Source organism: Streptomyces sp. PT12, from assembly GCF_003311645.1.
Taxonomy (GTDB): Bacteria; Actinomycetota; Actinomycetes; order Streptomycetales; family Streptomycetaceae; genus Streptomyces.
This window is the reverse complement of sequence record NZ_QEST01000096.1, coordinates 79,838-101,465: the sequence shown is the minus strand read 5'-3', so window position 1 is coordinate 101,465 and position 21,628 is coordinate 79,838. Positions and strand designations below refer to the sequence as shown.

General features: G+C 73.9%; 20 protein-coding genes, 2 tRNA genes and 4 pseudogenes. 12 read left to right on the top strand and 14 right to left on the bottom strand.

All coding sequences use genetic code 11. From position 1 onward, the window contains the following. Positions 1–2 precede the first annotated feature (2 nt). Positions 3–1,124: an aromatic ring-hydroxylating dioxygenase subunit alpha gene (locus DEH69_RS11480; protein WP_113686829.1), complete on the top strand. Its 1,122-nt coding sequence runs from the start codon at positions 3–5 to the stop codon at positions 1,122–1,124. Between the two features lie 494 nt (positions 1,125–1,618). On the opposite strand, the gene DEH69_RS11475 is transcribed toward DEH69_RS11480, so the two are convergent. Then, a complete protein-coding gene (locus DEH69_RS11475) occupies positions 1,619–2,383 on the bottom strand; it encodes a hypothetical protein (protein WP_113686828.1) in 765 nt (254 codons plus the stop codon). Positions 2,384–2,537: 154 nt separating this feature from the next. Between DEH69_RS11475 and DEH69_RS32615 the strand changes: the two are divergent. After that, positions 2,538–2,675, top strand: a pseudogene (locus tag DEH69_RS32615) (DUF4360 domain-containing protein); the annotation flags it as partial. Between the two features lie 22 nt (positions 2,676–2,697). Here the strand turns inward: DEH69_RS32615 and DEH69_RS32610 are convergent. After that, entirely contained in the window at positions 2,698–2,979 is a 282-nt protein-coding gene (locus tag DEH69_RS32610) for a hypothetical protein (RefSeq protein ID WP_258534597.1), read from the bottom strand. 179 nt (positions 2,980–3,158) lie between these two features. On the opposite strand from DEH69_RS32610, the gene DEH69_RS32605 reads away from it, so the two are divergent. Then, a complete protein-coding gene (locus DEH69_RS32605) occupies positions 3,159–3,290 on the top strand; it encodes a hypothetical protein (protein ID WP_258534596.1) in 132 nt (43 codons plus the stop codon). A 169-nt stretch (positions 3,291–3,459) separates the two neighbouring features. On the opposite strand, the gene DEH69_RS11460 is transcribed toward DEH69_RS32605, so the two are convergent. Further along, positions 3,460–4,941: an amidohydrolase family protein gene (locus DEH69_RS11460; RefSeq protein ID WP_147255523.1), complete on the bottom strand. Its 1,482-nt coding sequence runs from the start codon at positions 4,939–4,941 to the stop codon at positions 3,460–3,462. A 201-nt stretch (positions 4,942–5,142) separates the two neighbouring features. Between DEH69_RS11460 and DEH69_RS32600 the strand changes: the two are divergent. Beyond that, positions 5,143–5,250 (top strand): annotated as a pseudogene (locus DEH69_RS32600) (NAD(P)-binding domain-containing protein); the annotation flags it as partial. 304 nt (positions 5,251–5,554) lie between these two features. On the opposite strand, the gene DEH69_RS11450 reads toward DEH69_RS32600, so the two are convergent. From DEH69_RS11450 to DEH69_RS32595, 9 genes are all read right to left on the bottom strand, one after another. Continuing rightward, positions 5,555–6,268, bottom strand: coding sequence for a type 1 glutamine amidotransferase (locus DEH69_RS11450; protein WP_113686825.1), 714 nt, complete (start codon positions 6,266–6,268; stop codon positions 5,555–5,557). A gap of 609 nt (positions 6,269–6,877) precedes the next feature. Then, a complete protein-coding gene (locus tag DEH69_RS11445) occupies positions 6,878–7,681 on the bottom strand; it encodes an HAD family hydrolase (protein ID WP_181727380.1) in 804 nt (267 codons plus the stop codon). A gap of 125 nt (positions 7,682–7,806) precedes the next feature. Then, positions 7,807–9,108, bottom strand: a complete 1,302-nt coding sequence (locus DEH69_RS11440) for a hypothetical protein (RefSeq protein WP_113686823.1) — start codon at positions 9,106–9,108, stop codon at positions 7,807–7,809. After that, the gene (locus tag DEH69_RS31450; RefSeq protein ID WP_181727379.1) at positions 9,105–10,364 is read right to left on the bottom strand and encodes an MFS transporter; all 1,260 of its coding nucleotides are present in this window, start codon (positions 10,362–10,364) and stop codon (positions 9,105–9,107) included. The genes DEH69_RS11440 and DEH69_RS31450 overlap by 4 nt, the downstream gene beginning before the upstream one ends. Further along, on the bottom strand, positions 10,361–11,293 hold the full coding sequence (locus DEH69_RS31445) for a phosphotransferase family protein (protein WP_181727378.1): 933 nt from the start codon (positions 11,291–11,293) through the stop codon (positions 10,361–10,363). The genes DEH69_RS31450 and DEH69_RS31445 overlap by 4 nt, the downstream gene beginning before the upstream one ends. A 59-nt stretch (positions 11,294–11,352) precedes the next feature. Then, positions 11,353–12,405 carry a hypothetical protein gene (locus DEH69_RS31440; RefSeq protein ID WP_181727377.1) on the bottom strand — a complete coding sequence of 351 codons (1,053 nt, stop codon included), beginning with the start codon at positions 12,403–12,405 and terminating at the stop codon, positions 11,353–11,355. After that, complete coding sequence (locus tag DEH69_RS11425) at positions 12,402–13,538, bottom strand: arginase family protein (RefSeq protein ID WP_113686821.1); 1,137 nt, start codon at positions 13,536–13,538, stop codon at positions 12,402–12,404. Before DEH69_RS11425 ends, DEH69_RS31440 begins: the two co-directional genes overlap by 4 nt. Positions 13,539–13,544: 6 nt before the next feature. Next, positions 13,545–14,792 carry a radical SAM protein gene (locus DEH69_RS11420; RefSeq protein WP_147255521.1) on the bottom strand — a complete coding sequence of 416 codons (1,248 nt, stop codon included), beginning with the start codon at positions 14,790–14,792 and terminating at the stop codon, positions 13,545–13,547. Between the two features lie 263 nt (positions 14,793–15,055). Then, positions 15,056–15,187, bottom strand: coding sequence for a hypothetical protein (locus DEH69_RS32595; protein WP_258534595.1), 132 nt, complete (start codon positions 15,185–15,187; stop codon positions 15,056–15,058). Positions 15,188–15,361: 174 nt separating this feature from the next. Between DEH69_RS32595 and DEH69_RS11410 the strand changes: the two genes are divergently transcribed. Together DEH69_RS11410 and DEH69_RS11405 are read left to right on the top strand one after the other, a co-directional pair. Beyond that, on the top strand, positions 15,362–15,745 hold the full coding sequence (locus tag DEH69_RS11410) for a VOC family protein (protein ID WP_113686819.1): 384 nt from the start codon (positions 15,362–15,364) through the stop codon (positions 15,743–15,745). Between the two features lie 81 nt (positions 15,746–15,826). Beyond that, positions 15,827–16,495 carry a hypothetical protein gene (locus DEH69_RS11405; RefSeq protein ID WP_258534594.1) on the top strand — a complete coding sequence of 223 codons (669 nt, stop codon included), beginning with the start codon at positions 15,827–15,829 and terminating at the stop codon, positions 16,493–16,495. Positions 16,496–16,513: 18 nt separating this feature from the next. On the opposite strand, the gene DEH69_RS11400 is transcribed toward DEH69_RS11405, so the two are convergent. Then, a tRNA-Ile gene (locus DEH69_RS11400) sits at positions 16,514–16,587 on the bottom strand. A 199-nt stretch (positions 16,588–16,786) separates the two neighbouring features. Beyond that, positions 16,787–16,859: transfer RNA gene (locus tag DEH69_RS11395), tRNA-Asn, on the bottom strand. Between the two features lie 136 nt (positions 16,860–16,995). On the opposite strand from DEH69_RS11395, the gene DEH69_RS11390 reads away from it, so the two are divergent. The 6 genes and pseudogenes from DEH69_RS11390 to DEH69_RS11365 all read left to right on the top strand — a co-directional run bounded on the left by DEH69_RS11390 (position 16,996) and on the right by DEH69_RS11365 (position 21,581). Further along, positions 16,996–17,286, top strand: a complete 291-nt coding sequence (locus DEH69_RS11390) for a hypothetical protein (protein ID WP_113686818.1) — start codon at positions 16,996–16,998, stop codon at positions 17,284–17,286. Positions 17,287–17,408: 122 nt separating this feature from the next. Then, positions 17,409–18,179 (top strand): IclR family transcriptional regulator, encoded by a 771-nt coding sequence (locus tag DEH69_RS11385; RefSeq protein WP_113686817.1) that lies wholly within the window; start codon positions 17,409–17,411, stop codon positions 18,177–18,179. Between the two features lie 26 nt (positions 18,180–18,205). Further along, a complete protein-coding gene (locus DEH69_RS11380; RefSeq protein ID WP_113686916.1) occupies positions 18,206–19,057 on the top strand; it encodes an SMP-30/gluconolactonase/LRE family protein in 852 nt (283 codons plus the stop codon). 224 nt (positions 19,058–19,281) lie between these two features. Continuing rightward, positions 19,282–19,743, top strand: a pseudogene (locus DEH69_RS11375) (extracellular solute-binding protein); the annotation flags it as partial. A 5-nt stretch (positions 19,744–19,748) separates the two neighbouring features. Continuing rightward, positions 19,749–19,952 (top strand): annotated as a pseudogene (locus DEH69_RS11370) (carbohydrate ABC transporter permease); the annotation flags it as partial. Positions 19,953–20,054: 102 nt separating this feature from the next. Further along, entirely contained in the window at positions 20,055–21,581 is a 1,527-nt protein-coding gene (locus DEH69_RS11365) for an alpha-N-arabinofuranosidase (RefSeq protein WP_113686816.1), read from the top strand. Positions 21,582–21,628: the final 47 nt, after the last annotated feature.

The following is a 21,628-nucleotide window of genomic DNA, read 5'->3' as shown; positions in this document are numbered from 1 at the left end:
TCATGACCACGTCGCCGCTCACCCCCACCGGACTGCTGCCCACCCTGCCGGGCCGCGCCTACACCGACCCCGAATCGTTCCGCCGCGAGCAGGAGTTGATCTTCGAGACCCGCTGGTTCTGCGCGGTGCGCGCGGGGGACCTGCTGACGCCCGGCTCATTCCGCACGGTCACCGTGGGGCGCGAGAGCATCCTGATCGCCCGCGCGCGCGACGGCGCGCTGCGCGCGTTCCTCAACGTGTGTCGCCACCGGGGCGCGCGGTTGTGCACGGAGGAGTCGGGACAGGTGCGGCGCAACCTCCGCTGCCCGTACCACGCCTGGACCTATGCGCTCGACGGCCGCCTGGTCGCCGCGCCGAACCTCCGTGACCTGCCGGGACTCGACCGTTCCGCCTACGGTCTCGTCGACGTGGCGCTGCGGGAGTGGATGGGCTACGCCTGGGTGTGCCTGGCGGAGGACCCGCCGTCGTTCGACGAGACCGTCATCGGCTCGGTCGCGGCGCGCCTGGGCGACGCGGACGCGGTCGGGCGCTACCGGCCGGAGGACCTGGTGCTCGGCAGACGCATCGGCTATGACGTCCGGGCCAACTGGAAGCTGATCGTCGAGAACTTCATGGAGTGCTACCACTGCGCCACGATCCATCCCGAACTGGTCGCGGTGCTACCCGAGTTCGCCGGGGGCTACGCGGCGCAGTCGCAGGTGGGGCACGGCGCGGAGTTCGCCGCGGGGGCCGAGGGGTTCACCGTGGATGGCGGCCCCGGCTTCGGCCGCCTGCCCGGCCTGGCCGACGACCAGGACCGCCGCTACTTCGCCGCGACCGTCCGTCCGCAGGTGTTCATCAACCTTGTGCCCGATCATGTCATCCTGCACCGCATGTTCCCGCTGGCGGCCGACCGGACGCGGGTGGAGTGCGACTGGCTGTACGCGGCGGAGGTGATCGACGAGGGCGCCGATGTGTCGTCGTCGGTCGAGCTGTTCCACCGGGTGAACGAGCAGGACTTCGCCGCGTGTGAGCGGACCCAGCTCGGGATGCACTCCCGTGCGTATGGGCGGGGCGGGGTGCTGGTGCCCACGGAGCATCACATCACGGAGTTCCATCGGTGGGTGGTGGGGTTGCTGTCCTGAGACGTGCCCTGCGAGCGGCGGCTACCGGTCCCACGTGGCGCGTTCATCACACAGGGCACGGGGTGTGTTGAACAGAACGTGCCGCGTGTCGGAAGAGGTCCCGTCCCCGCGTAAGCGGGGCATAAGCGCGAGCGGGCCCGCTGAACGACGCGTGCGCCCGTCCCGGACCGGCATGCTCCCTGAGCTCGATGTGCGCGCGGTGAACGACGATGGCGGCGGCCAGGGCGGGCCCGAAGGGCGCGCGCCACCGCAACCGACCACCGGCAGGTCGGCCGCCGACGAGGGACGCGGCCGCGCCCGTTCGGCGAACGCTCCCGGCCCACAACGGAATAGCCCGGTGACCGAGACGGCCGCACACCCGACGCCCCTCCCCCGTAGGTGCCAAGCCCTGACCCGCACCGCCCCACCCCCCGACACCCGGCCGACGGCGAACGGGAGGACGCCAAGACCGTAGCCGCCGTTCCCCTCAACCTGCTTCCTCAGCCCTCGCCCTCTCAGCCCTCGCCCCCTTGGCCCTCGCCCCCTTGACCGCAGTCCCCGAGCGGCCCGCAGGGCACAGGGCCTCGTGGCTCGACGCTCTCCATCCGCGCGTACAGCACGTGCTCGTTGATCTCCAGGTTGTTGATCACCTTCAGGCACGCCGCGATCCCGTTGCCCACCAGCTCCTCGGTGACCTCGCCGTACTCGACCTGGAGCAGGGTGTTGGGCGCGCGGTCGTCGTGGGGTGGGCTCGCGGGGGCGCGCCATGTGCCCTCCGCGTCGGTCTCCGTCGCCGCGCGCAGCGCAAACGCGATGCTGTGCGCCTTGGCGCGCGGGACGGTGATGGTCAGCGACTCCCGCCCCACGCGGTTGAGATACACCCCGTCATCGGGCGTGCCGAACAGCAGCGCGTGCAGCATGTCCTTGGCCTCGTGCAGCAGTTCGGCGCCCGCCGCCGACCGGCGTTCGGGCCCGATCAGCTCGCCGCCCTTGGCCGGAGGCCCGATCAGCAGGCCCTCGGCCTCCATCCCCTCGCGGGTCAACGCCCGGTAGCGCTCGACCAGTTCGGCGAGGGCGGCCACGTCGAGGCACGGGTGCTCGACGGTGCCGGGGCCGGGACGCGGGGCGGGCGCGGGGGCGGCGGGTCCGAGCGTCTCGGTGAGCAGCTGGTCGACGAGCCAGGCCCGGGGCTGCCCGGCCAGCTCCTTCAGGACGCGTTCCCTCAACTCCCCGTCCAGCTCCTGCCGGATCCGACCGATGATCTCCTGGATGCCGCTCATGCGCCGGACGGTAAGCGTACGGGGCCCCCGCCGCCCCCCGCCGCGCGGTCAAACCACCCGGACGGGTCACCTGGGTGCGCGGGCCACGGGTCCCCGGGGCAACTGGTTCCGCACCTTGTCACCTTCGTCCCCTGTCCTTTCGAAGCCCCGGGCGACGCCGTTCACCGTCACCTACGGCGACTACCTCGCGCGGGTGGGCCGTGGTGCGTCGCCCACCGACTTCAGGAAGAACTGCCAGCTCGACCTCGCCATGCGCGTTCCCCAGGGCTTCACCTACGCCATCGCGACCGCCCGCTCACCACGACGCCCCGGGGTCAGGGGTGGCGGATGCCCTCGTTCAACGTCCTGGTCCAGGGCGCGTCCACCTCGTCCGCGCCGAGGGAGACGACCAGGTGACACAGTGCGCCGACGGTGAAGAAACGCCGCACCTCCGCGTCCGAGCCCTCCGAGGCGCCGCGCGCATACCCCACCAGGCGCGCGTGCCCGGCGCGCATCGCCTCGCGCACCGCGGGCTCGGAGACGGCCGCGGCCTGCCCGTGCAGCTGGAGGAGCAGCAGGTCACGGTCGCTGATCAGCTCCGCGTACGCCAGGCCCATCGCCGAGAGCACGGCCTCGGGAGAGCTGCCGTCGGCCCGCGCGGCCCCGTTTCGAGGGCGGCGCGCACGCGGGCGAAGCAGTGCGCCACGACGGCGACGAACAGCGTCTCCTGGTCGGGAAACAGCCGGTAGACATGGGCCTGCGACCGGTAGACATGGGCCTGCGAGATGCCGCGCGCTTGGCGACGTCGACGGTCGAGGTGCCGAAGTACCCGCGCGCCGCGAACGCGCCGATGGCCGTGGCGAGCACGGTCTCGCGGCGCTCCTGGGCGGTCGAGAGCCGACGTCGGGCGGTGCTGGGGGTCAGCTGAGTGTTCCATCACTCATGGCGGAGGCGTCAAGCCGGGCGGGAGAGCCCGGGCGGGAGAGCCGGGCCGAAGGCACGGCCGAAGGCCGAGGGCGCGGGCCGCCCGCCGTTGACGGGGCGGACGCCGGGCCCTCGCCGTGAGTGATCGCCCCGTCCGAACGGCTTCCCTGCCGTCAGGCCGCCCAGTCGGGGAGGTTGCCCGCGCGCCGCTCCGCGAGGCGTTCCGGCAGGTCGTCGGGGCGGCGCAGGCGCGGCCCGCCCTCGCGTTCCATCGCGTCCCGCAGGCGCCGCGCCGCCGCGTCGATCAGCCCCATCACGCTCGGCGCGTCTCGCCGCGTCAACTGTCCATCGCGTTTGAGCACTTCGCCGTCCACCAGCACCGTGTCCACGTCGCCGGGGCCGCAGTGCAGCACCACCGTGGCGAACGGGTCGACGACGGGGCGGTGGTAGAGCCGGTCGTGCCGCAGCAGCACGAGGTCCGCGGCCTTGCCCGGCTCAAGCGAGCCCGTCACGTCGCCGAGGCCCAGCGCCCGCGCCCCGCCGAGCGTCGCCAGGTGCAGCACGTCGCGCGGCCGCACCGCCGTGCCGCGCAGCGCCCCGACGCCGCCCGAGTCAAGCCGCCGCTGCGCGCTGCGGCCGTTCTCGCACTGCATCGCGAGCCGCATCTGCGCGAACAGGTCGCCCGAGTTGTTCGACTGGATGTCCGTGCCGAGCCCCACCGTCACCCCCGCCGCCGCGGCGCGCGCGAACACTGGGTGGCCCAGGCCCATCTGGAGCTCCGTCTCCACCGTGCTCGCCACCGCCGCGCCCGACTCGGCCAGCCACCGCAGCTCCTCGTCCGTGCTGCTCGTGGCGTGCGCGTGCAGCTGGAGCGGGCCGAGCAGCCCGTCGCGGTGCAGCCACGCGATCTCGTGCGGCGCCTCGGGCCCGCCGAACACGTTGGTGTGCGCGGTCAGCAGCACCCCGAGCTCCCTGGCGAGGCGGAACTCCCCGCGCGTGGTCTCCCAGGGAACGCTGCCGATCTCGTTGGCCGCGAGGCCCATCACCACGCGGGGCGCGGGTGTCTCGTCGGCGGGGAGGTCGGTGGGGCGGCTGGCGGGGAAGTAGGTGCCGCGGACGCGTTCGACGTCGGCCATCCGCTGCCGTTCACTCGGGAAAGCGCTCTCCCCCGATGGCGGGGTGGTCAGCCCGTAGGCCCACACGGCGCGGATGCCGGACTCGCGGATGGCGTTGACCCCGGCGTCGGCGTGGTCGGGCGTGGTGATGACGTGTGCCACGTCGATCGTCGTGGTGGTGCCCGCCTCCAACGCGGCCAGCGCGCCCGCGAGCGTGCCCGCGTGCACGTCGTCGGGGCCGTGCAGCGCGGTGTGGTGCAGCCGCATCGACCACAGCACGTCCATGAGGTCCCACTCGGCGGTCAGCCCGCGCATCGTCGTCTGCCACAGGTGGTGGTGCGCGTCGACGAAGCCGGGCAGGACGAAGCGGCCCGTCGCGTCCAGCACCTCGGCGCCGTCGGGAGCCGTGGCGCCGCTCGGCCTGATCTCCGCGATCCGCCCCTCGGCCACCACCACGTCGGCCCGCTCGAACCGCCCCGTCGCGGGCGGCCCGACCAGCACCGTTCCGCCCCGGATGACCATGCTCCCCGGTCTTGTCACCGTTCACTCCGTCCCGGCCCGATGGCCCGCGCTCGATGGACTCGATGGATCGGCCCCATCGTCACCGCGTTCGCGCCCCGCGCCGGGGCGAATTGCCCGGGGCGGGCCCAGGACTACGCCAACGGGCCTCGTCCGGCCGTCCCGCGCGGCTCCGCCTCCCGCCCGATCCGGCGCGCGGCGGCGGCTGGTTGCCGTCGCGGCATGCGCGTCGGAATCCTCGGCACGGGAAACGCCGCCCGCGCCCTCGCCACCGGCTGGGCCGCCGCGGGGCACGAGGTGGTCCTCGGCTCCCGCGGCCCGGGCGACCGCCCGGCCCGCCCGCCCCCGCCGTCTCCGCCGCCGCTGCCTTCTCCAGCCCAGCCGCCCCCGCCCCCGTCCCCGTCCCCGCCGCCGTCCCCGTCCCCGCCGCCGTGGTGCGAGCCCGTGTGCGGGCCGTTGCTCCCGCCTCCCGCGACCCTTGTCACGATGATCGGAAAGGCCACCGACGCCAGGATCCAGAGGATCTCCATCCGTTCCTCACCCCACGGGAACCGGCGCCCCAGGGCCCGCCCCCGGTTCCCCGCCGACGAGGGCTGCCGACGAGGGCGGTCGACGTCCGCGCCCGGGGCGGGGCTCAACCGCGCTTTCTGACCAACGCAGCAAAGCGCAGGGCCACTTCGCGCCAGACCTCGGTCAGGGCCGCCGCGTCGGCGGTGGCGCGGCGGCGCAGCTCGTCGCGGTCCACCCCGTGGCGTTCGAGGCGCTCGGTGGACCAGTCGGCGATGCGCTCGGGGCTGCTCTCCGGGTGGAACTGCACGCCCCACGCCGCCGCGCCGACCCGGAACGCCTGGTGGGGGCACCGCTCGCTGCGCGCCAGCCACCGTGCGCCCTCGGGGAGTCGGACGATCGCGTCGACGTGGTTCTCGATCGCGGGGGGATGCGTGGGCAGCCCGTGGAAGAGCGGGTCGTCGGCCGCCTCGGCGCGCAGCGTCAGGCGCGTGCTGCCGAACTCGGGCTCCCCGTGCTCGGCCCGCACGGCTCCGCCCGCGACCGTCGCGAGCAGCTGGCCGCCCAGGCAGATCCCGACCATCGGGGTCTCCCGGTCCAGCGCGTCGCGCACCAGCCCGCGGGTCGGCGCCAGCCAGGGCGCCCGATCGTCGTCGTCCGGCAGATAGGCGCCGCCGAGCACGAGCAGCGCCGCGTGGTCGAGCCTGCCGGGCAGCGGCTCGCCCGCGTAGGCGTGCACGACGCGCAGGTCGAGCCCGCCCTCCGCGAGCCACCCGGCCCACCGTCCCGGGCCGCCGCCCGGCGTGTGCTGGACGACCAGCGCCTCGGTCCTTTCAGCCATGCGTCCGCTCCCGTTCGCGCGGTGCGTTCCGGTCGTGGCCGGGGTTCGGCCGAGTGGCACTGTAGGCGCTCGGCCGTCCCCGGGGGTAGCCACCCTCCCATGGGCGGCAATCGGGGGCCGCGTCAGGAGCGCGGCGTCGTGCATCCGTCGGGCGGCCTGAATGTGCGATTCACGCGCCCCCCATGAACAACCGTGGTGTGTGGCCGCGGCGGGTTCGGTGGTCTCGGGGTCGGCGTGCAGGACGGAGAGACAGCTGCCGACGTTGGTGTCGACCGACCCGCGGCCGACCAGCACGGCGGTCCTGGCGAGCACGTCGGACGGGATGTTCGAGCCTGGCGTCGGCGCACGCCTCGGCGAGCGAGACCAGGCCGTAGCGGTGCACGGGGGGTGTAGTGCCGGGAGAAGAACGCCGGGATGCCGGGCAGCCGTTCGTCGAACATCGCCGGGGTGAGCCGCACCGCCCTGAAGGACACCTCCCCTGGAGCGGTGAAATCTGCCCGCGCGAGGCGATGCGCCACACGTCCTCCGCCGTGAAGGTCGGCCCCGTGGGTCCCGGCAGGCAGAACCCGAGCCCGGTGACCACCGTGTCCCTCGCCCGCGGGGCTGGCATCAACGAGCCGCGCGCCCGGGCGAGCTGATCGCGCCACGGCCGCCACGGCCGCCACGGCCGCCATGGCCGCCGTCGTCGCCGTCGCCCCCGCCGTCGTCGCCGAACTCCTCGCGGAGCGCGGGCGTTCCAAGGCCAAGCAGCGCGGGCAGGTCGAGCAGCGAGGCGATCCTGGCCCCCGCGTACCCCGGGTGCGCGCCCGTCCGGTCGAGCAGGACCCCGCGTAGGCCCGCCGCGCGCGCCCCGCCCATGTCCGAGTGGAGGGAGTCGCCCACGTGGTACGTCCGCGCGGGATCCATGCCGGTCCTGCGCAGGGCTTCCCCGAAGATCAGCGGGTCGGGCTTGGGGACCCCCGTGCGGTAGGACGTCACCACCACCGGGAACCACGAGTCGAGCCCCGTGGCCCGCAGGATGTCAAAGAGCAGCTCGTCGAAGTTGGAGACGATGCCGACCGGCAGCCCGCTGGCGGCCAACAGGTCCAGGACCGGGGCGACATCGGGGAAGACGCCGTAGCGCCGCGGCTGCGTGACCACCGCGGCTGCGGCCCTGGCGATCGCGGGGCGGGCCGCGTCGATCCCCTCGATGCCCGACGCCTCGAGCAGCCCCTCGACAAAGGCGGCCCAGGCGCACAGCCGCGCGTCATGCGTGGGCTGGTCGTCGGGCCAGTCGAACGGGCCGAGGCCGTCGAAGGCACGCCCGATCCGGTCGGGGGCCCAGGGGCCGCCATGGCTCCCGACGAGCTCGGTGACCAGCTCGGGCAGGGAGGGGGACAGGGTGAACAACGTGTCCGCCGCGTCGAAGAGCACACCGGCGGGCCGCCCGCGGCGCCGCGCGCCCGCCGGGGCCCGGGCAGGGGCCCGGTCCCGAACAGGCTCCTGGTCAGGGTCTTGAGCAGGGTCCTGGGCAGGGACCTGAGCCTGGTCCGCCGATGTCATGCGTCGCGCCTTCCGGGTGCCGTGCCATGTCGTGCCGTGCCGTGGGCGAGGGCGGGCAGCTCCCCCTCCTCGAGCCGGGTGCGCAGGGCGCCCGCGTCCCGCAGCAGCGCGTTCAGGCGCGGGTCGGGGCTGCGCACATAGGTGGTGAGACGGACCAGGCGGCAGCCCCTGAGGGTCTTCGCCCGGTAGGTCGAGTCGCCGTAGTGGATGCGCACTCCGCCGAGCCGGGCGGCATGGGCGACGAGCTCGTAGTAGGTGACGTTGAAGTAGCTGAACGCGTCCGCCCGAACGGCCGCTCCCAGCCGCGGGACCAGCCTGCGCCCCGGCAGGTCCTCGTAGAAGGCGACAAAGCCCATCGGCCCCGTCGCGGCGTCCGCCCTGAGGACCTTGAGCCCGGGGATGCGCGCCGCCCGTGCGAAGCGGTCGATGACCGCGCCCGCGTCGCCGCGGTGGCCATAGCGCCGGTACCGGTCGAGCTGGAGCTGGACCAGGTCGGGGGTGAGCCCTTCGGGCCCGTGCAGCGTGACGCCGGGGGCGGCATCGAGGAAGCGCCTGCGCTCCCTGCGGAGCGCTCTGCGCCGGCGCTCGGGGAAGCTCGCGAAGTAGGCGTCGAGGTCGGCGAAGCGCGCGTCGAGCACCGCGTCGGCGCCCACCGTGACCGCCGCGTAGCCACGGGCGCCCAGGACATGGTGCAGGTCGGCATCGGCGGGCTCGTCCCTGAGGTGCCCGAACAGGACGACGGGCAGGGAGAGTTCGGCGGCCAGCTCCTCCACCGCGGTCACCAGCGACCCCACGGTCGCGAGGCGTTCGGCCCTGGTGCCCGCCGGGCGGCCGACCACCCCGGGGCGGACGGAGCCCGGCGTGACCACGGCGAGGGTGTCCGTGGCGGCGGGCGGCAGCCGGTCGCGCAGCGCCGCGAGCCGCGCCTCGGCCGCGGCCCGCTCCCCGCCCCGCTCCCCGCCCCGCTCCCCGCCCCCTTGCCCGTCCCCCGGAATCCGGTCGGTCAACGCCCGGCACGGGTCGCCGAGCAGCACCTCCCTGGCCGCGTAGGCGCGGTGCGCGGCCGTGTGGGGCACGGGGTAGCAGGCGGCCAGCGCGGCCACGGCGCCCCGCGCGCCCCGCACGGCCAGATAGTGGTGGGTCGGGCTGATCCTTCCCTCCTCGGCCTCGAACCAGGCGAGGGAGTGCTCCACGCCACCGGAGAGCAGCGCCGCCGAGCCGCCCCGTGCGGCGTCCCCGACCCGTTCGAAACGCTGGACGCGCTCGAAGCGTTCGACGCGCGACGTCTCCCCCGTCATCCGGCCACCTCGTGGACGCGCTCGGGCCCGCGGAACGCGCACAGCTCGCGGCTCGACACCAGCGTGACGACCGAGGCCAGGGTCCAGGCGGCCGCCGCCCACAGCAGGGGCGCGGGCCCGAGGAACGCGGCAAGCGCCGGGGCCAGCACATAGCCGAGGGGAAGGAACGCGAACGTTCCGAGCGACGCGAGGGACGAGACGCGGGAGAGGCGTTCCGGCGTCGCCGAACGGTGCACCGCGGTGTTGACCAGCGTCGTGTGGGCGCCGATCCCGGCCCCCGCGAGGACTTCGGCGACGCACAGCGGCCCGAGGCCCGACCCGGTGGCGAGCAGCAGCGGGGGCAGCCCCATGCCGAGCAGGCACAGGGCGGCGTCGCGCAGCGGCCGGTCGCGGCGCAGGCGCCCGCCGACCAGGCTGCCGAGCAGCTCGCCCGCGGCGAAGAGCAGCATCAGCAGCGCCCAGCCGTTCGGCGAGATGTCGAGCACCAGCTCGGGACCGAGGACCATGAACGGCGCCGTGACCAGCAGCAGCACCAGGCTGTTGATGACGGTCAGGCGCAGCAGCCAGGGGAGTCGGCGCAGCTCCCACCAGCCCTCGCGGAGGGCGGCGAGGCCGCCGGGGACGCGGCCCGTGGGGCCGCCGCGCGGCAGCCCCGTCAGCAGGAGCGCGGCGATGAGGAAGGAGATCCCGTCGAGGGCGAGCGCGAGGGACGGGCTGCCGAGCGCGGCCAGCGCGGCGGTCAGGGCGGGCCCGAGCAGCGCCGCGGCGCCGATCCACGCCGAGAGCAGGGCGTTGGCCGTTCCCAGGTGCTCGGGCCCGACGCAGTGCGGCAGGTAGCCGAAGGTGGCGGGGTGGCCGAGGGCCGCCGAGACGCCGTAGCCGGCCTGGCAGGCGAGCACCCACCCCAGGCCGCCGCCCGTGACGAGGAGCAGCGCGGAGAGGAGCTGGGCCGCGCCGCAGACGACCGCGGAAGCGGCCATGAGCGGCAGCTTGGGGCTGCGGTCGGCCGCCACTCCGCCGAGGGTGAGAAAGAGCAGCTTGGGCACCAGCGCCGCGGCGAGCAGGGCGCCGAGCCATCCGGCTCCGCCGCCGCGTTCGGCGAGGCCGAGGGTGAGCGCGGTGGGGACCACGGCGTCGCCCGCGAGGGAGACGGCGCGGCTGGCGAAGAACCGCCTGAAGGCGGGGATGCCCAGGACCGCGCGGTAGGTGGGGGGCCGCGCGGGGGCGCCCGCGGTCGCCACCCGTGCCTCGGTCAACGCCGTTCCCGTGGCGCGCCCAGCCCGAGCGCCAACTCCCGCGCGCGGTCGGCCGCCTCGGGGCCGCGCGTCGGGTCGGGCGCCTCGCTGAGGAAGACGAGGGCGAGCATCAGCGCGGCGTCGAGTCGGCACACCGGCAGGCAGGGGTCGCGCTCGAACGCCGTGGCCGCCTCTCCCGCCTCCGCCGCGTATCCCCGGCGGATCGCGGCCAGGTCGAGCTGGTTCTCGGGGTGGCGCGCGTACTCGATCAGACGCCCGTACTCCACGGCCGGGGTGCCGAGCAGCGCGTTCGACCAGTCGATGAGGCCCACGGGGCGCCCATGGCGGCGTCGGATGTTGTCGCCGCGGACGTCGAGGTGGACCAGGGCGCGCTCGGCGACCCCGGTGAGCGCTTCGGCGAGGCGGGACGCGTCCGGGGGCCCTGGCCAGTCGTCGACGTGCCGGCCGACCTCGGCCCAGCGGCGCCGGATGCGCGCGGCGAGCACGTTCGCGGTGGACATTCCTTCGGCCGCCACGGGGGTGAGGCGCGGCGGGGGGAGGCGGTGGAGCCGGGCGAGGAGCCCCCCGAGGGCGAAGGAGTCGAGGGCCGACCCGTCGTCGGGGACGTAGGCGGACAGCAGAACGTCGGGGGACGCCGGGTCGTCCCCCAGGACGAGCTCCCTCGGCTCCGCGACCGGCAGGCCGTGGTCGGCCAGGTGCCTGGTGATCAGGTATTCCTGGCGGAGAAGGCTCCTGGTGTCCACGTGCGGGTCGTTGGCGTTCGCGTCGAATCGCCGGTGGGCGAGGCGCACCGCGACGGGTGCGCCGTCGCGGGCCAGGGCCCGGTAGACGGCGAACTCGAGACCTGCGCCCACGCGTTCGAGGCCCTTCAGGCCCCACCGCTCGGCCAGGCGGTCCAACGCGGCGGAACGCTCACTGTCGCTGTGCACCCTGGGATGTCCTTCGGTCGTGGGCGGCCCCGCGGTCCGGTCGGCCGCGGGCCCTCGCATCATGGCGCCTCCGGCAGCGTGCGGCGCCAGGACGCGGCCAGCCACCGCTCGTACGCGGGACCTGACGGGCTGTCCACGACCAGGCACAGCGGCTCGATGATCCGCCCAGGGCCGCCGGCGAGGCCGCCGTGCAGCGTGGTGAGGTTGTGGCCGAACAGCAGGTCGCAGCGCTCGCCGGGGGCGAGGACCTCCCAGCGGCTCCGAAACCTCCGCCATGTCAGCCCGGTGGCCGTGAGCACCTGGTGGCAGAAGAGGCGGGCCGCCTCCCCCTCGCACTCCCCGCAGGCGCAGCGCCGGGCCAGGGGCACGGCGGCGGGGTAGCGGACCCGTTCCTCCTTCGTCAGCTCGGCCTCGGCGTGGTGGAACGACAGGCCGTGCCAGAACGGCTCGTCCAGGCCGAGCATGGCGCCGAACGACGGGTAGGCGCAGCCGTGTTCTGGCTGACGCGCGAGGCTTGCGCGGAGGTTGGCGCCTAGCCATCGCGCCGCGGCGGCGGGCCGGTCGCCGCCCGGGCCGATGCCGCGCCGCTCGCGCACGTCGTCGATGATGCCGAGCCAGTCGTAGTACGTGGTGACGCTCAGGCCCTCGCCCACGTCGGGGAGGAAGATGCCCTGGTACATCTTGTGCGCGGGCGTGGTGGTCCAGCCGGAGCCGCCGAACTCCCGCCAGGCGGGCGCCCATTCGGGAACATCGTGGGTGCTCGGCGTCAGATAGGAGCAGTGCTGGCCGTCGTGGTGCGGGAGCAGGGTGCGGGTGGCGAAGCCCTCGGGGACGTGCGTCGCCTGGGGCCTGTCCACCTCGAGCCGCATCGCCGCGGGGGCGCCGCGGGCGATCAGCGCGGCGCGGAGCCGTTCGGCCAGGGCCTTCGCCAGCCCGCGGCTCTCCTCGACGCCGAGCCGCAGGCGGCCGATGCGGAACACCGCCAGGCCGACCCGGTGGATGACGCCGGTGGCCTCGGCCGCCAGGTCGTCGAGCGCCCGTTCGCGCCGGGGCCCGGGGCCCGCGGCGAGCCCGGCGCAGTCGAACTGGGCCGCGGCGGGGGTGAATCTCACCGGCGCTCCAGGGGATCGTCGGACGGGGCGCGGGACCAGGGCGCGAGCCCCGAGGGCGCGCACTCGGCGCGGAAGAGGAACTCGAAGAGCAGGCGCGCAGCGATCTGGGCCGTGCTGCCCGAGGGGTCGTAGCGGGGCGCGACCTCCGCCACGTCGAGGGCGCCGACGGGCAGCGCGCGAAGCGCCTCGTAGACGTCCAGGAGGTCGCCGGTGCCGATGCCGCCCATGGTCACATGGCCCGTGCCGGTGGCCGCGGCGCTGTCGAGCACGTCGATGTCGAGGGAGACATAGACGGTGTCGCACCGCGAGCCGAGGTCGTCGACGAGGGGGCGCAGGGCGGCGGCGGCACCGTCCCTGGCGATCCGGGAGCCGGGGACGACGTGGAAGCCCGCGTCGATCAGCCCCCTGTACTGGTCGTACTTCGTCACGTCGCCCACCCCGACGAAGGCCATGTCCTCGGGGCGCATGTCCGGGATCTCGCTGATCCTGCGGGAGTTGGAGCCGTGGTACAGCGGCCCGTGCAGCGCGCTCCAGTTGCCGAAGTCGAAGTGGTGGTCGACGGTGATGAACCCCACGCGCCCCGCCCCGCGGTCGAGCCGCCCCGAGCGGAATCCGGCGAACGTGGGGAAGGTGCACGAGTGGTCGCCGTTGAGGAAGACCAGGCGGGGCGCGGCGCGGCTCAGGCGGCGGCTCTCGGCCGCCACGGCCTGGAACGTCCGCACCGTGTCCGTGGGGAAGACATGGAGGTCACCGGCGTCCGCGACGCGCGGCGCGCGGTAGCGGAACGTCTGCCCCGTGCGGGTGTCGAGCATCGGCCACTGGCCCAGGCTCGTCAGATAGCTGGAGAAGACCAGGCTCGCCTGGCGGATGGCGCGCGGGCCCTCGGCGGCTCCGGGCCTTGAGCTCGCGGTGGCGTCGAACGGGACGCCCGCCACCGCCCAGCCGTCCGCGCCGAGGCACGCGCCCAGGTCCGCGCCGAGGCCCGTTCCGGCGTCGGCGTCCGTTGCCGAGGGGGAGGCGGTGGGGGCGCCGAAGAGCGTCGCGACGCCCGCCCATCCGGGCAGCGGCTCCGCGTCGAAGTCCTCCGCCGCGACGGCGGACACGAGCGCTGCGAAGTCGGGGAGTTCCGTCATGTCACCTCATCTGCGCGGGGGCGTGGAAGCGGTCATGGGCGCGCGGATGATGTCGTGCGCCGTGCTGATCTTTTCCTGGAACAGCTCCCAGCTCGCCGCGGGAGACAGGTGCCGGGGCCGGTAGACGACGGGCGCGTCCTCGCGCCAGTGGGCGAATTCCCAGTCGAGGATGCGCTCACGCAGCCTCGGGAAGTCGGGGGTGAGCGGATAGGGCACGAAATTGTAGAGATTGAAGAGCCACAGCGCCGAACGGTTGTCCCTCAGCCACGCCACGGTCTGGTCGTGCGACGCCTCCGTCTCCTCGTCGAGTCCGCCCATCATGTTGAGCACGACCTTCAGGCCCGCGTCGTTCAACCGGTGGATCTTCTGGGTGTAGTCGTCGAGCCCCCTGGAGAGCTTGTCGAGCCGTTTCAGCATCTGCGAGTCGGCCGATTCGAAGCCGAGCTCCACGGCGACGACGCCGAGTTCGCGCATGGCGTCGACGATCCACTCCCTCACCTGCATCACATGGGTCTGCGCGATGAAGCGGTATCCGGGCCGGTCGCGGAAGACGTCGAGGAGGTTGCCCACGGCTTCGCGTGACTGCCCGAAGGTCTTGTCGCCGATGTAGATCAGCCGGGTGTCGGGGAAGCGGGCGGTGAGCTCGTCCACCTCGCGCGCGAGCGCGTTCTTGTCCACGAGGGTGAGCTGCTTGCTCCAGGCGTCCCCGCAGAACGAGCACCGGTACAGGCACCCATGGCTGGCGTTGAGCCGCAGCAGGGGCACCTGCCCCTGGTAGCCGCCGAGGTGGCGGTAGTCGGGCGCCCAGGTGATCGGCTCGGACGCGAGCCCCGGCAGCAGAGGCTTCGCCAGGCCGCCTCCGGCCCCCGAGGCGAGCCCCACGAGCCTGCGCACGAAGGCGTTGTCGAGCTGCCCCCGGTGCACCGCGTGAACGGAGCCCTCCGGGGCGAGCGGGGCCATGTTGCCGCCGAGGACGACCCGGCGCCCCGCGCGCTCCAGGCGCCCGGCCACGTCGAGCGCGAGGCGGAAGTTCTGGGCGAGGGGCGAGACGAGGACCAGATCGCCCGGGGCCGTCGCGGCCAGCAGCGGGGCGGCGCAGGCGTCCGGCTCGGCGGGCGTTCTCGACAGGTCGGAGAAGGCGGACGCGATTCCCGCGGTGTCGAGCAGGGCGGTCAGATGGGCGACCCACAGGGGCATCTCCCACAGCCCTTCGCCCGGAATGAAGTACTCGGGAACGAGGGACCGGAATCTCACGTCGTAGTCGTCGTAATAGTGCGACAGAAGGGGATCGGGTTCATGGCTCGAGGGGAAAGGGAGTTGGACCAGGCAGCTCCGGGGCACGGCATTCCTCGCTCGCTGAGGGCTCGCTGACGGTGGGGGCGTCGGTGGCTGTGGAGTAGCTGGCGAGAGCCACGCGTGGGACCGCGCGGCGCGATTCACCAGGGGAGCGTTCCCCGTTGATCCCGGTCCCTAGCGTTCCGTTACCGCTCGAACACGTCCCCGAAATGGCGGGGTGGTCAGCTCGTCGCGAGCCGCTCGCCGCAGCGGCGGGCGTCGCGCGGCAGCCAGACCAGGGCGCCGACCGTGAGCGGCACCGACCGCGCGCCGTCGACGAGGGTCCCCGCGCCCGCGAGGACGAGCAGCAGCACGTCAAGGCCGCTCTCCCGGTGCTCGTCGACGCGGCCCTCGGCGGGCAGGCGGATGAGGCTGGCATCGAGCTGCCGGGCCGATCCGGTGAGTCTCCACAGCGCGCCCTGCCGCCCAGGGGCGGCACGGGCGCAACTCGGTGGCGTCGGGAGCGGGCATCGGGCATGCTCGCACCCATGGTCTCGGCAGTGCAGAACGTGGCGATCGACTGTGCGGACGCCTATGAGCTGGCCCGCTTCTGGAGCGCGGTGACCGGCCGCCCGCTGCATCCTGAGGACAAGCCGGGCGATCCGGAGACCGAGGTGCGGCTGGCGGAGGGCCCGGCGCTGTACTTCAACCAGGTGCCCGAGCCCAAGACGACCAAGAACCGGATCCATCTGTGCCTGCGCCCTGAGACCTCGCGCGAGCAGGAGGTGGAACGGCTGCTCGGCCTCGGCGCCACCTTTGTCGCCGATCACCGGAACCCCGACGGCACGGGCTGGGCGGTCCTCGCCGACCCCGAGGGCAACGAGTTCTGCGTGCTGCGCGGCGACTCCGACCGGGCCGCCACGACTCCCTGAGCCCCTGATTCCCCGACCGCTTCCGCGGCCGTCCCCGGCCCGCGGCGCGCCGACCGGGGGAGGGGTCCGCGGTGGCGCCGCGTGGCGGGCCTTACGGTGCGGCCACGGCCGGATCAGCCGACCACGGAGGGCCGAGCGCTGCCCAAGCACCTGCGGCTGACCCTGCTCGGGGTCGGCGCCATGAACTCGCCGCGCTTCGCCCCCGCGGGGCTGCTGGTGCGGCACGCGGGCCACGCGGTGGTCCTGGACGGCGGCCCCGGCGCGGACCCGCCGCCGCGCGTGGACGCCTGGCTCGTCACCGACGAACAGGCCGAACTCCGCGCGCCGCTGCGGCGGATGGCCGCCGAGCGCGGCCTCGCCGCGCGCGCCGCCGACCTCACCCTGGGCGCGCTCCGGCTGCGCGCGCGCCCGGTCGAGCACACCTCGCACCCGACGTTCGGCTACCGCATCGAGCTGGACGGCCTGCTGGCCGTCTGGGCGCCGGAGTTCCGCAGGTTCCCCGCCTGGGCCGCGGGCGCCGGGCTGCTCTTCGCCGACGCGTCGTCCTGGACGCGGCCGATCACGTTCCGCGGCGGCGTCGGCGGCCACGCCAGCGTGCGCGAGGTCGCCGCCGAGGCGGCCAGGCACCGGGTCGGGCGCGTGGTGTACGCCCATATCGGCAGGCCCTGCATCCGCGCGATGGACGCGGGGCAGACCCCGTGGCTCGGCGAGTGGGGCCGCGAGGGCCGCACCTACACCCTCTCCGGCTGAGCCCCCGGGGACCGGGGGTGGGGCGGGTGGGACTCGAACCCACGGCCGACGGATTATGAGTCCGTTGCTCTAACCGGCTGAGCTACCGCCCCGTCACGGCGTGCCGCGCACATCTGTGCGCGCCGTCTGCCGCAGCATAGCTGCTCATACGATCTGCCGCCCGGGTCGGGGCGGCTCGTACGCAGGGTGGGACTGCGGGCATGGGTGATCGGTTCCCGGCCGCGGGGGAGTGATGCCTCGAAACGAGGAAAGGGCCCCGGACGGGGCCCTTCAGGTGACGGCGGGAAGATGCTCCCCCGACTGGACTCGAACCAGTAACCTGCCGGTTAACAGCCGGCTGCTCTGCCAATTGAGCTACAGGGGACTGCGCCGCTTCGGGACGCTCACCGGTTGGTGGGGCGTGTCCCTGCCGCGGCCCATAGATTAGCGCATGTGAGGCGGTGCATCGAAATCGGTATCCGGGCTACCCGGTTGTCGAGACGGGAGAAGGGAAACGTCCCATGCGCAAGCTGACGTTCATGGCCGGAGTGGCGGTGGGTTACGTCCTCGGTGCCCGCGCAGGGCGGGAGCGCTACGAGCAGTTGAAGGAGAGGACGGAGCGGCTGCTGGCCAACCCCGCCGTCCGGAACACCGTGGACTCCGCGGCCCAGTCGGGGCGGCAGGCCGCGGCGAGGGCGGCGGGCGCCGTCGCCGACCGGGCGGGTGACCGGCTGCCGGGATCGGTGGCCGAGAGGCTACGCTCGGTCGGTGGTCACGGCGGTGCGGAGGGGAGCGACCGGCAGGCTTCGTGAGGTGTGTACCTTACGGGCGTTGTCTTCGCCATTGCCCGCGGTGACGGGCGGTGGTTAGCGTAAGTTCGGCATCCCGGCGCTCGACCGGGATGCCGAACACTTGAGCGGCGGAGGCAACGGGCATGGGGCGTCGCGTACCGGCGGTGAGCCGGGCGTTGGACATATTGGAGCTATTCCTCGAGGGCGACGGAACGCTGTCCGCGCCCGAGATCACCCGTCGGCTCCAGCTGCCGAGGACCACGGTCCACGAGTTGGTCACCACGCTGGCGGCCCGCTCGTATCTGGTGCCGGTCCCGGAGCAGCCGGGGCGCTTCCGGCTGGGGGTGCGCACGTATCAGCTCGGCAGCCGCTATGCCGAGCAGCTCGATCTGGCGGCCGAGGGGCAGCAGGTGGCGAGGTCGGTGGCGGAGACCTGTGGGGAGACCGTGCACGTCGCCGTTCTCGAGGACGCCGATGTGATCTACATCGCCAAGGTGGACAGCACGCACGCGGTGCGGATGGTGTCCGCGGCCGGGCGGCGGCTGCCCGCGCACTGCACGGCCGTCGGCAAGATGCTGCTGGCCTCGCTGTCCGACGAGGAGCTTCACAAGCGGCTTCCCGAGGGCGAGTTGCCGCGGATGACGCCCAACTCGATCACCTCGCCGAGCGCGCTGCGCGAGGTGCTTGCCGAGGTCAGGGAGCGGGGTCTGGCGTCCGAGCAGCGGGAGTCCAACCCCGATGTGAGCTGCGTGGCCGCCCCGGTCAGGGACAGGGCGGGGAGCGTGGTGGCGGCGTTGAGCGTCTCGGTGCCGATGATCCGCTGGAGCGCGGACCGGCAGCGGGAGCTGGCGGAGCTGGCCGTCAAGGGAGCGAACGAGCTGTCCGAACGCCTCGGCCACCACGGCCGCGGCTGATCGACGTCGGAGGGGCGGAGAACGTGGTGAGGACGCTGGAGACGGCGGTGCGCGGGCGGGCCGAGCTGGGGGAGGGGCCCACATGGGACCCGGCCACGGGGCGGCTGATCTGGGTGGACATCCTCACCTCCCGGATCCACCACTACGACCCGGGCAGCGGGCGCCGCACCGTGCTGACCACGGAGCAGCACGTCGGGGCGGCCAAGCCGCGTGCGGGCGGCGGCCTGGTGGTGAACCTGCGGGACGGCGTCGGGCTCTACGACGAGGCGGGCGCGTTCCGCTGGCTGGTGCGGGACGCGGTGCCGGGGCGGCGGGGGAACGACGCCGCCGTCGCGCCCGACGGCTCGCTGTGGGCGGGCACGATGCGGTACGACGAGGCGCCGGGCGGGGGCACGTTGACGCGCGTGCTCGCCGACGGCTCGGCGTCGCTCGTGGTGTCCGACGCCACGGTGAGCAACGGCATCGGCTGGAGCCCCGACGGCTCGCTCATGTACTACATCGACACCCCGACCCGGCGCGTTGACGTGTTCGACGTCACGGACGGCGGTGGGGTGCGCGGGCGCAGGACGCTGGTGGACACCGAGGGGCTCTCCGGCGCCCCCGATGGGATGACCGTGGACGCGGACGGGTGCCTGTGGGTGGCGTTCTGGGGCGGCGGCGCGGTCCGCCGCTTCACGCCCGACGGCGCGCTCGACCGCGAGGTCGCGGTGCCGGTGTCGCGCCCGACGGCGTGCGCGTTCGGCGGCGCCGACCTGCGCGACCTGTACATCACCACGGCCGCGACCGGCACGGACCGGGCGAGCGAGCCCCTGGCGGGCTCGGTCCTGGTCCTCCCGAACGCGGGCCATGGCGTCGCACAGCCGCCGTTCGCTGGCTAAGGGAACGGGCCGGGTCGTCGATCCGGCCCTCTTTTCTTCTGTGTCCAACCCGTTGACCCCGGGCGCGGGCGCACCTACGTTCTCGTTCGTATCTCCGATCTCCGTTCGGGATGACGAACATGAGGGCGGGCCGCGTCATGAATCCTTCATCTCTGTCACCGCCTGGACCATTTCTGTCACCGCCTGGATCATCCCTGTCACCGCCAGGGCCGAGTCGCCGGGCGCTGCTCGGGGCGTTCGCCGGGGTGGGGGCGCTGGCCGCCGTGGGGGCGGCCGGGTGCGTCGCGCCCAGCACGGGTGGCGCGGGGCAGACCCGGCTGCGCTACTGGCACCTCTTCGGCGGCGGCGACGGCGTCAACATGGCCGCCATGCTGGACGCCTTCCGTGCCGAGCACCCCGGCATCCACCTGGACGACGCCACGCTGGAGTGGGGCGCCCCTTACTACACCAAGCTGGGCATGGCGGGCGCGGGCGGCCGGGCGCCCGAGGTGGCCGTGCTGCACATGGCGCGGCTGACCGGGTTCGCGCCCGGCCGCCTGCTGAATCCCTTCGACCTCGACCTGCTGGCCGAACACGGCGTCACACCGGCCGACTTCCCGGAGAACCTGTGGACCCGCGGCGCCGTCGAGGGGCGGCAGTACGCGGTGCCGCTCGACACGCACCCGATCGTCCTCTACTACAACACCAACACCTGTGGCCCTTCCTGGTGACCACCGACCCCAACGCCATGACGCTGCCCGTCGGCCTGGTCAACGTCCAGTCCACCTATGGCGTCCGCTACGCCCAGGTCATGGCGTCCGTGATCATCGGCGGGCTGCCGCTGCTGATCGTGTTTGTCTTCTTCCAGCGGCAGATCGTGCGCGGCGTCGCCCACACCGGGCTCGCGGGACAGTGACGCGCGGCACGGGGCCGTTCGCCCTGTTGACGGGTGAACGGCCCGCTTCTACCGTTTGTTCGCAACTCCGATCGTTGCACGAAATACCGACCAGGGATTCGCATGAGCGACGCACCGCACTCCGCCCGCTTCACCCTCGACCGCGACTTCACCGTCTCGCCCGTCGACCCGCGCCTGTTCGGCTCCTTTGTGGAGCACCTGGGCCGCTGCGTCTACACGGGCGTCCACGAGCCGGGCCACCCCACCGCCGACGCGGAGGGCCTGCGCGGTGACGTCCTTGACCTGGTCAGGGAGCTGGGGGTGACCGCGATTCGCTACCCGGGCGGGAACTTCGTCTCCGGCTACAAGTGGGAGGACGGCGTCGGCCCGAAGGAGGAGCGGCCGCGCCGCCTCGACCTGGCGTGGCGGTCCACGGAGACCAACCAGTTCGGGCTGAGCGAGTTCATCGACTTCGTCCGCAAGGTCGGCGGCGAGCCGATGATGGCGCTCAACCTCGGCACGCGCGGCGTCGCCGAGGCCATCGAGCTCCTGGAGTACGCCAACCACCCAGGCGGCACCGAGCTGTCCGAGCGCCGCGTCGCGCACGGCGACAAGGACCCGTTCGGCATCCGGCTGTGGTGCCTGGGCAACGAGCTGGACGGCCCCTGGCAGACCGGCCACAAGACCGCGGACGAGTACGGCCGCCTGGCCGCGGAGACCGCCCGCGCCATGCGGCAGATCGAGCCCGGCCTTGAGCTGGTCGCGTGCGGCAGCTCGTCTCAGACGATGGAGACGTTCGCCGCGTGGGAGGCGACCGTCCTGTCCCACTGCTACGACCTGGTCGACCACGTCTCCCTGCACGCCTACTACTACGAGCGCGACGGCGACCGCGACTCCTTCCTGGCCTCGGCCGTGGACACCGAGTCGTTCATCGAGAACGTCGTGGCCACCGCCGACCACGTCGGCGCGCGCCTGAAGTCGGACAAGCGCATCAACCTCTCGTTCGACGAGTGGAACGTCTGGTACCAGGACGGCAGCGCCCCCACGCTCTCCGGCGAGGGCCGCGGCGAGGACTGGGCCGAGGCGCCCCGGCTGCTGGAGGACAACTACAGCGTCACCGACGCCGTCGTCTTCGGCTCCCTGCTGATCGCCCTGCTGCGCCACGCCGACCGCGTCAAGGTGGCCTGCCTGGCCCAACTGGTCAACGTCATCGCCCCGATAGCCACCGAGCCCGGCGGCGCCGCGTGGCGCCAGACCACGTTCCACCCCTTCGCACAGGCGTCGCGGTACGGGCGCGGCACCGTCCTGGACGTGCGGCCCGAGAGCCCGCGCCACACCACCGAGCGCTATGGCGAGGTGGACCTGCTGCACGCCACGGCCGTGCGCGACGAGGAGACGGGCGCGGTCACGATCTTCGCCGTCAACCGCGACCTGACCCGTTCGCTGCCGCTCGACGTCACGCTGCGCGGCCTGGGCCTGAGCGAGGTCGTCGAGCACAGCGTGCTGGCCGACGCCGACCCCGACGCGCGCAACACCGCGGCCGACCCCGACCGCGTCACCCCGCGCCAGAGCGCGGGAACGACCCTGGCCGAAGGGGTGCTGACGGCCCGTCTCGAGCCGCTGTCCTGGAACGTGATCCGGCTGGCCTGAGCGCGGGCGGGGGGCGCGCGCCGAGCGTTATGGCGCCCGCCCCCCGC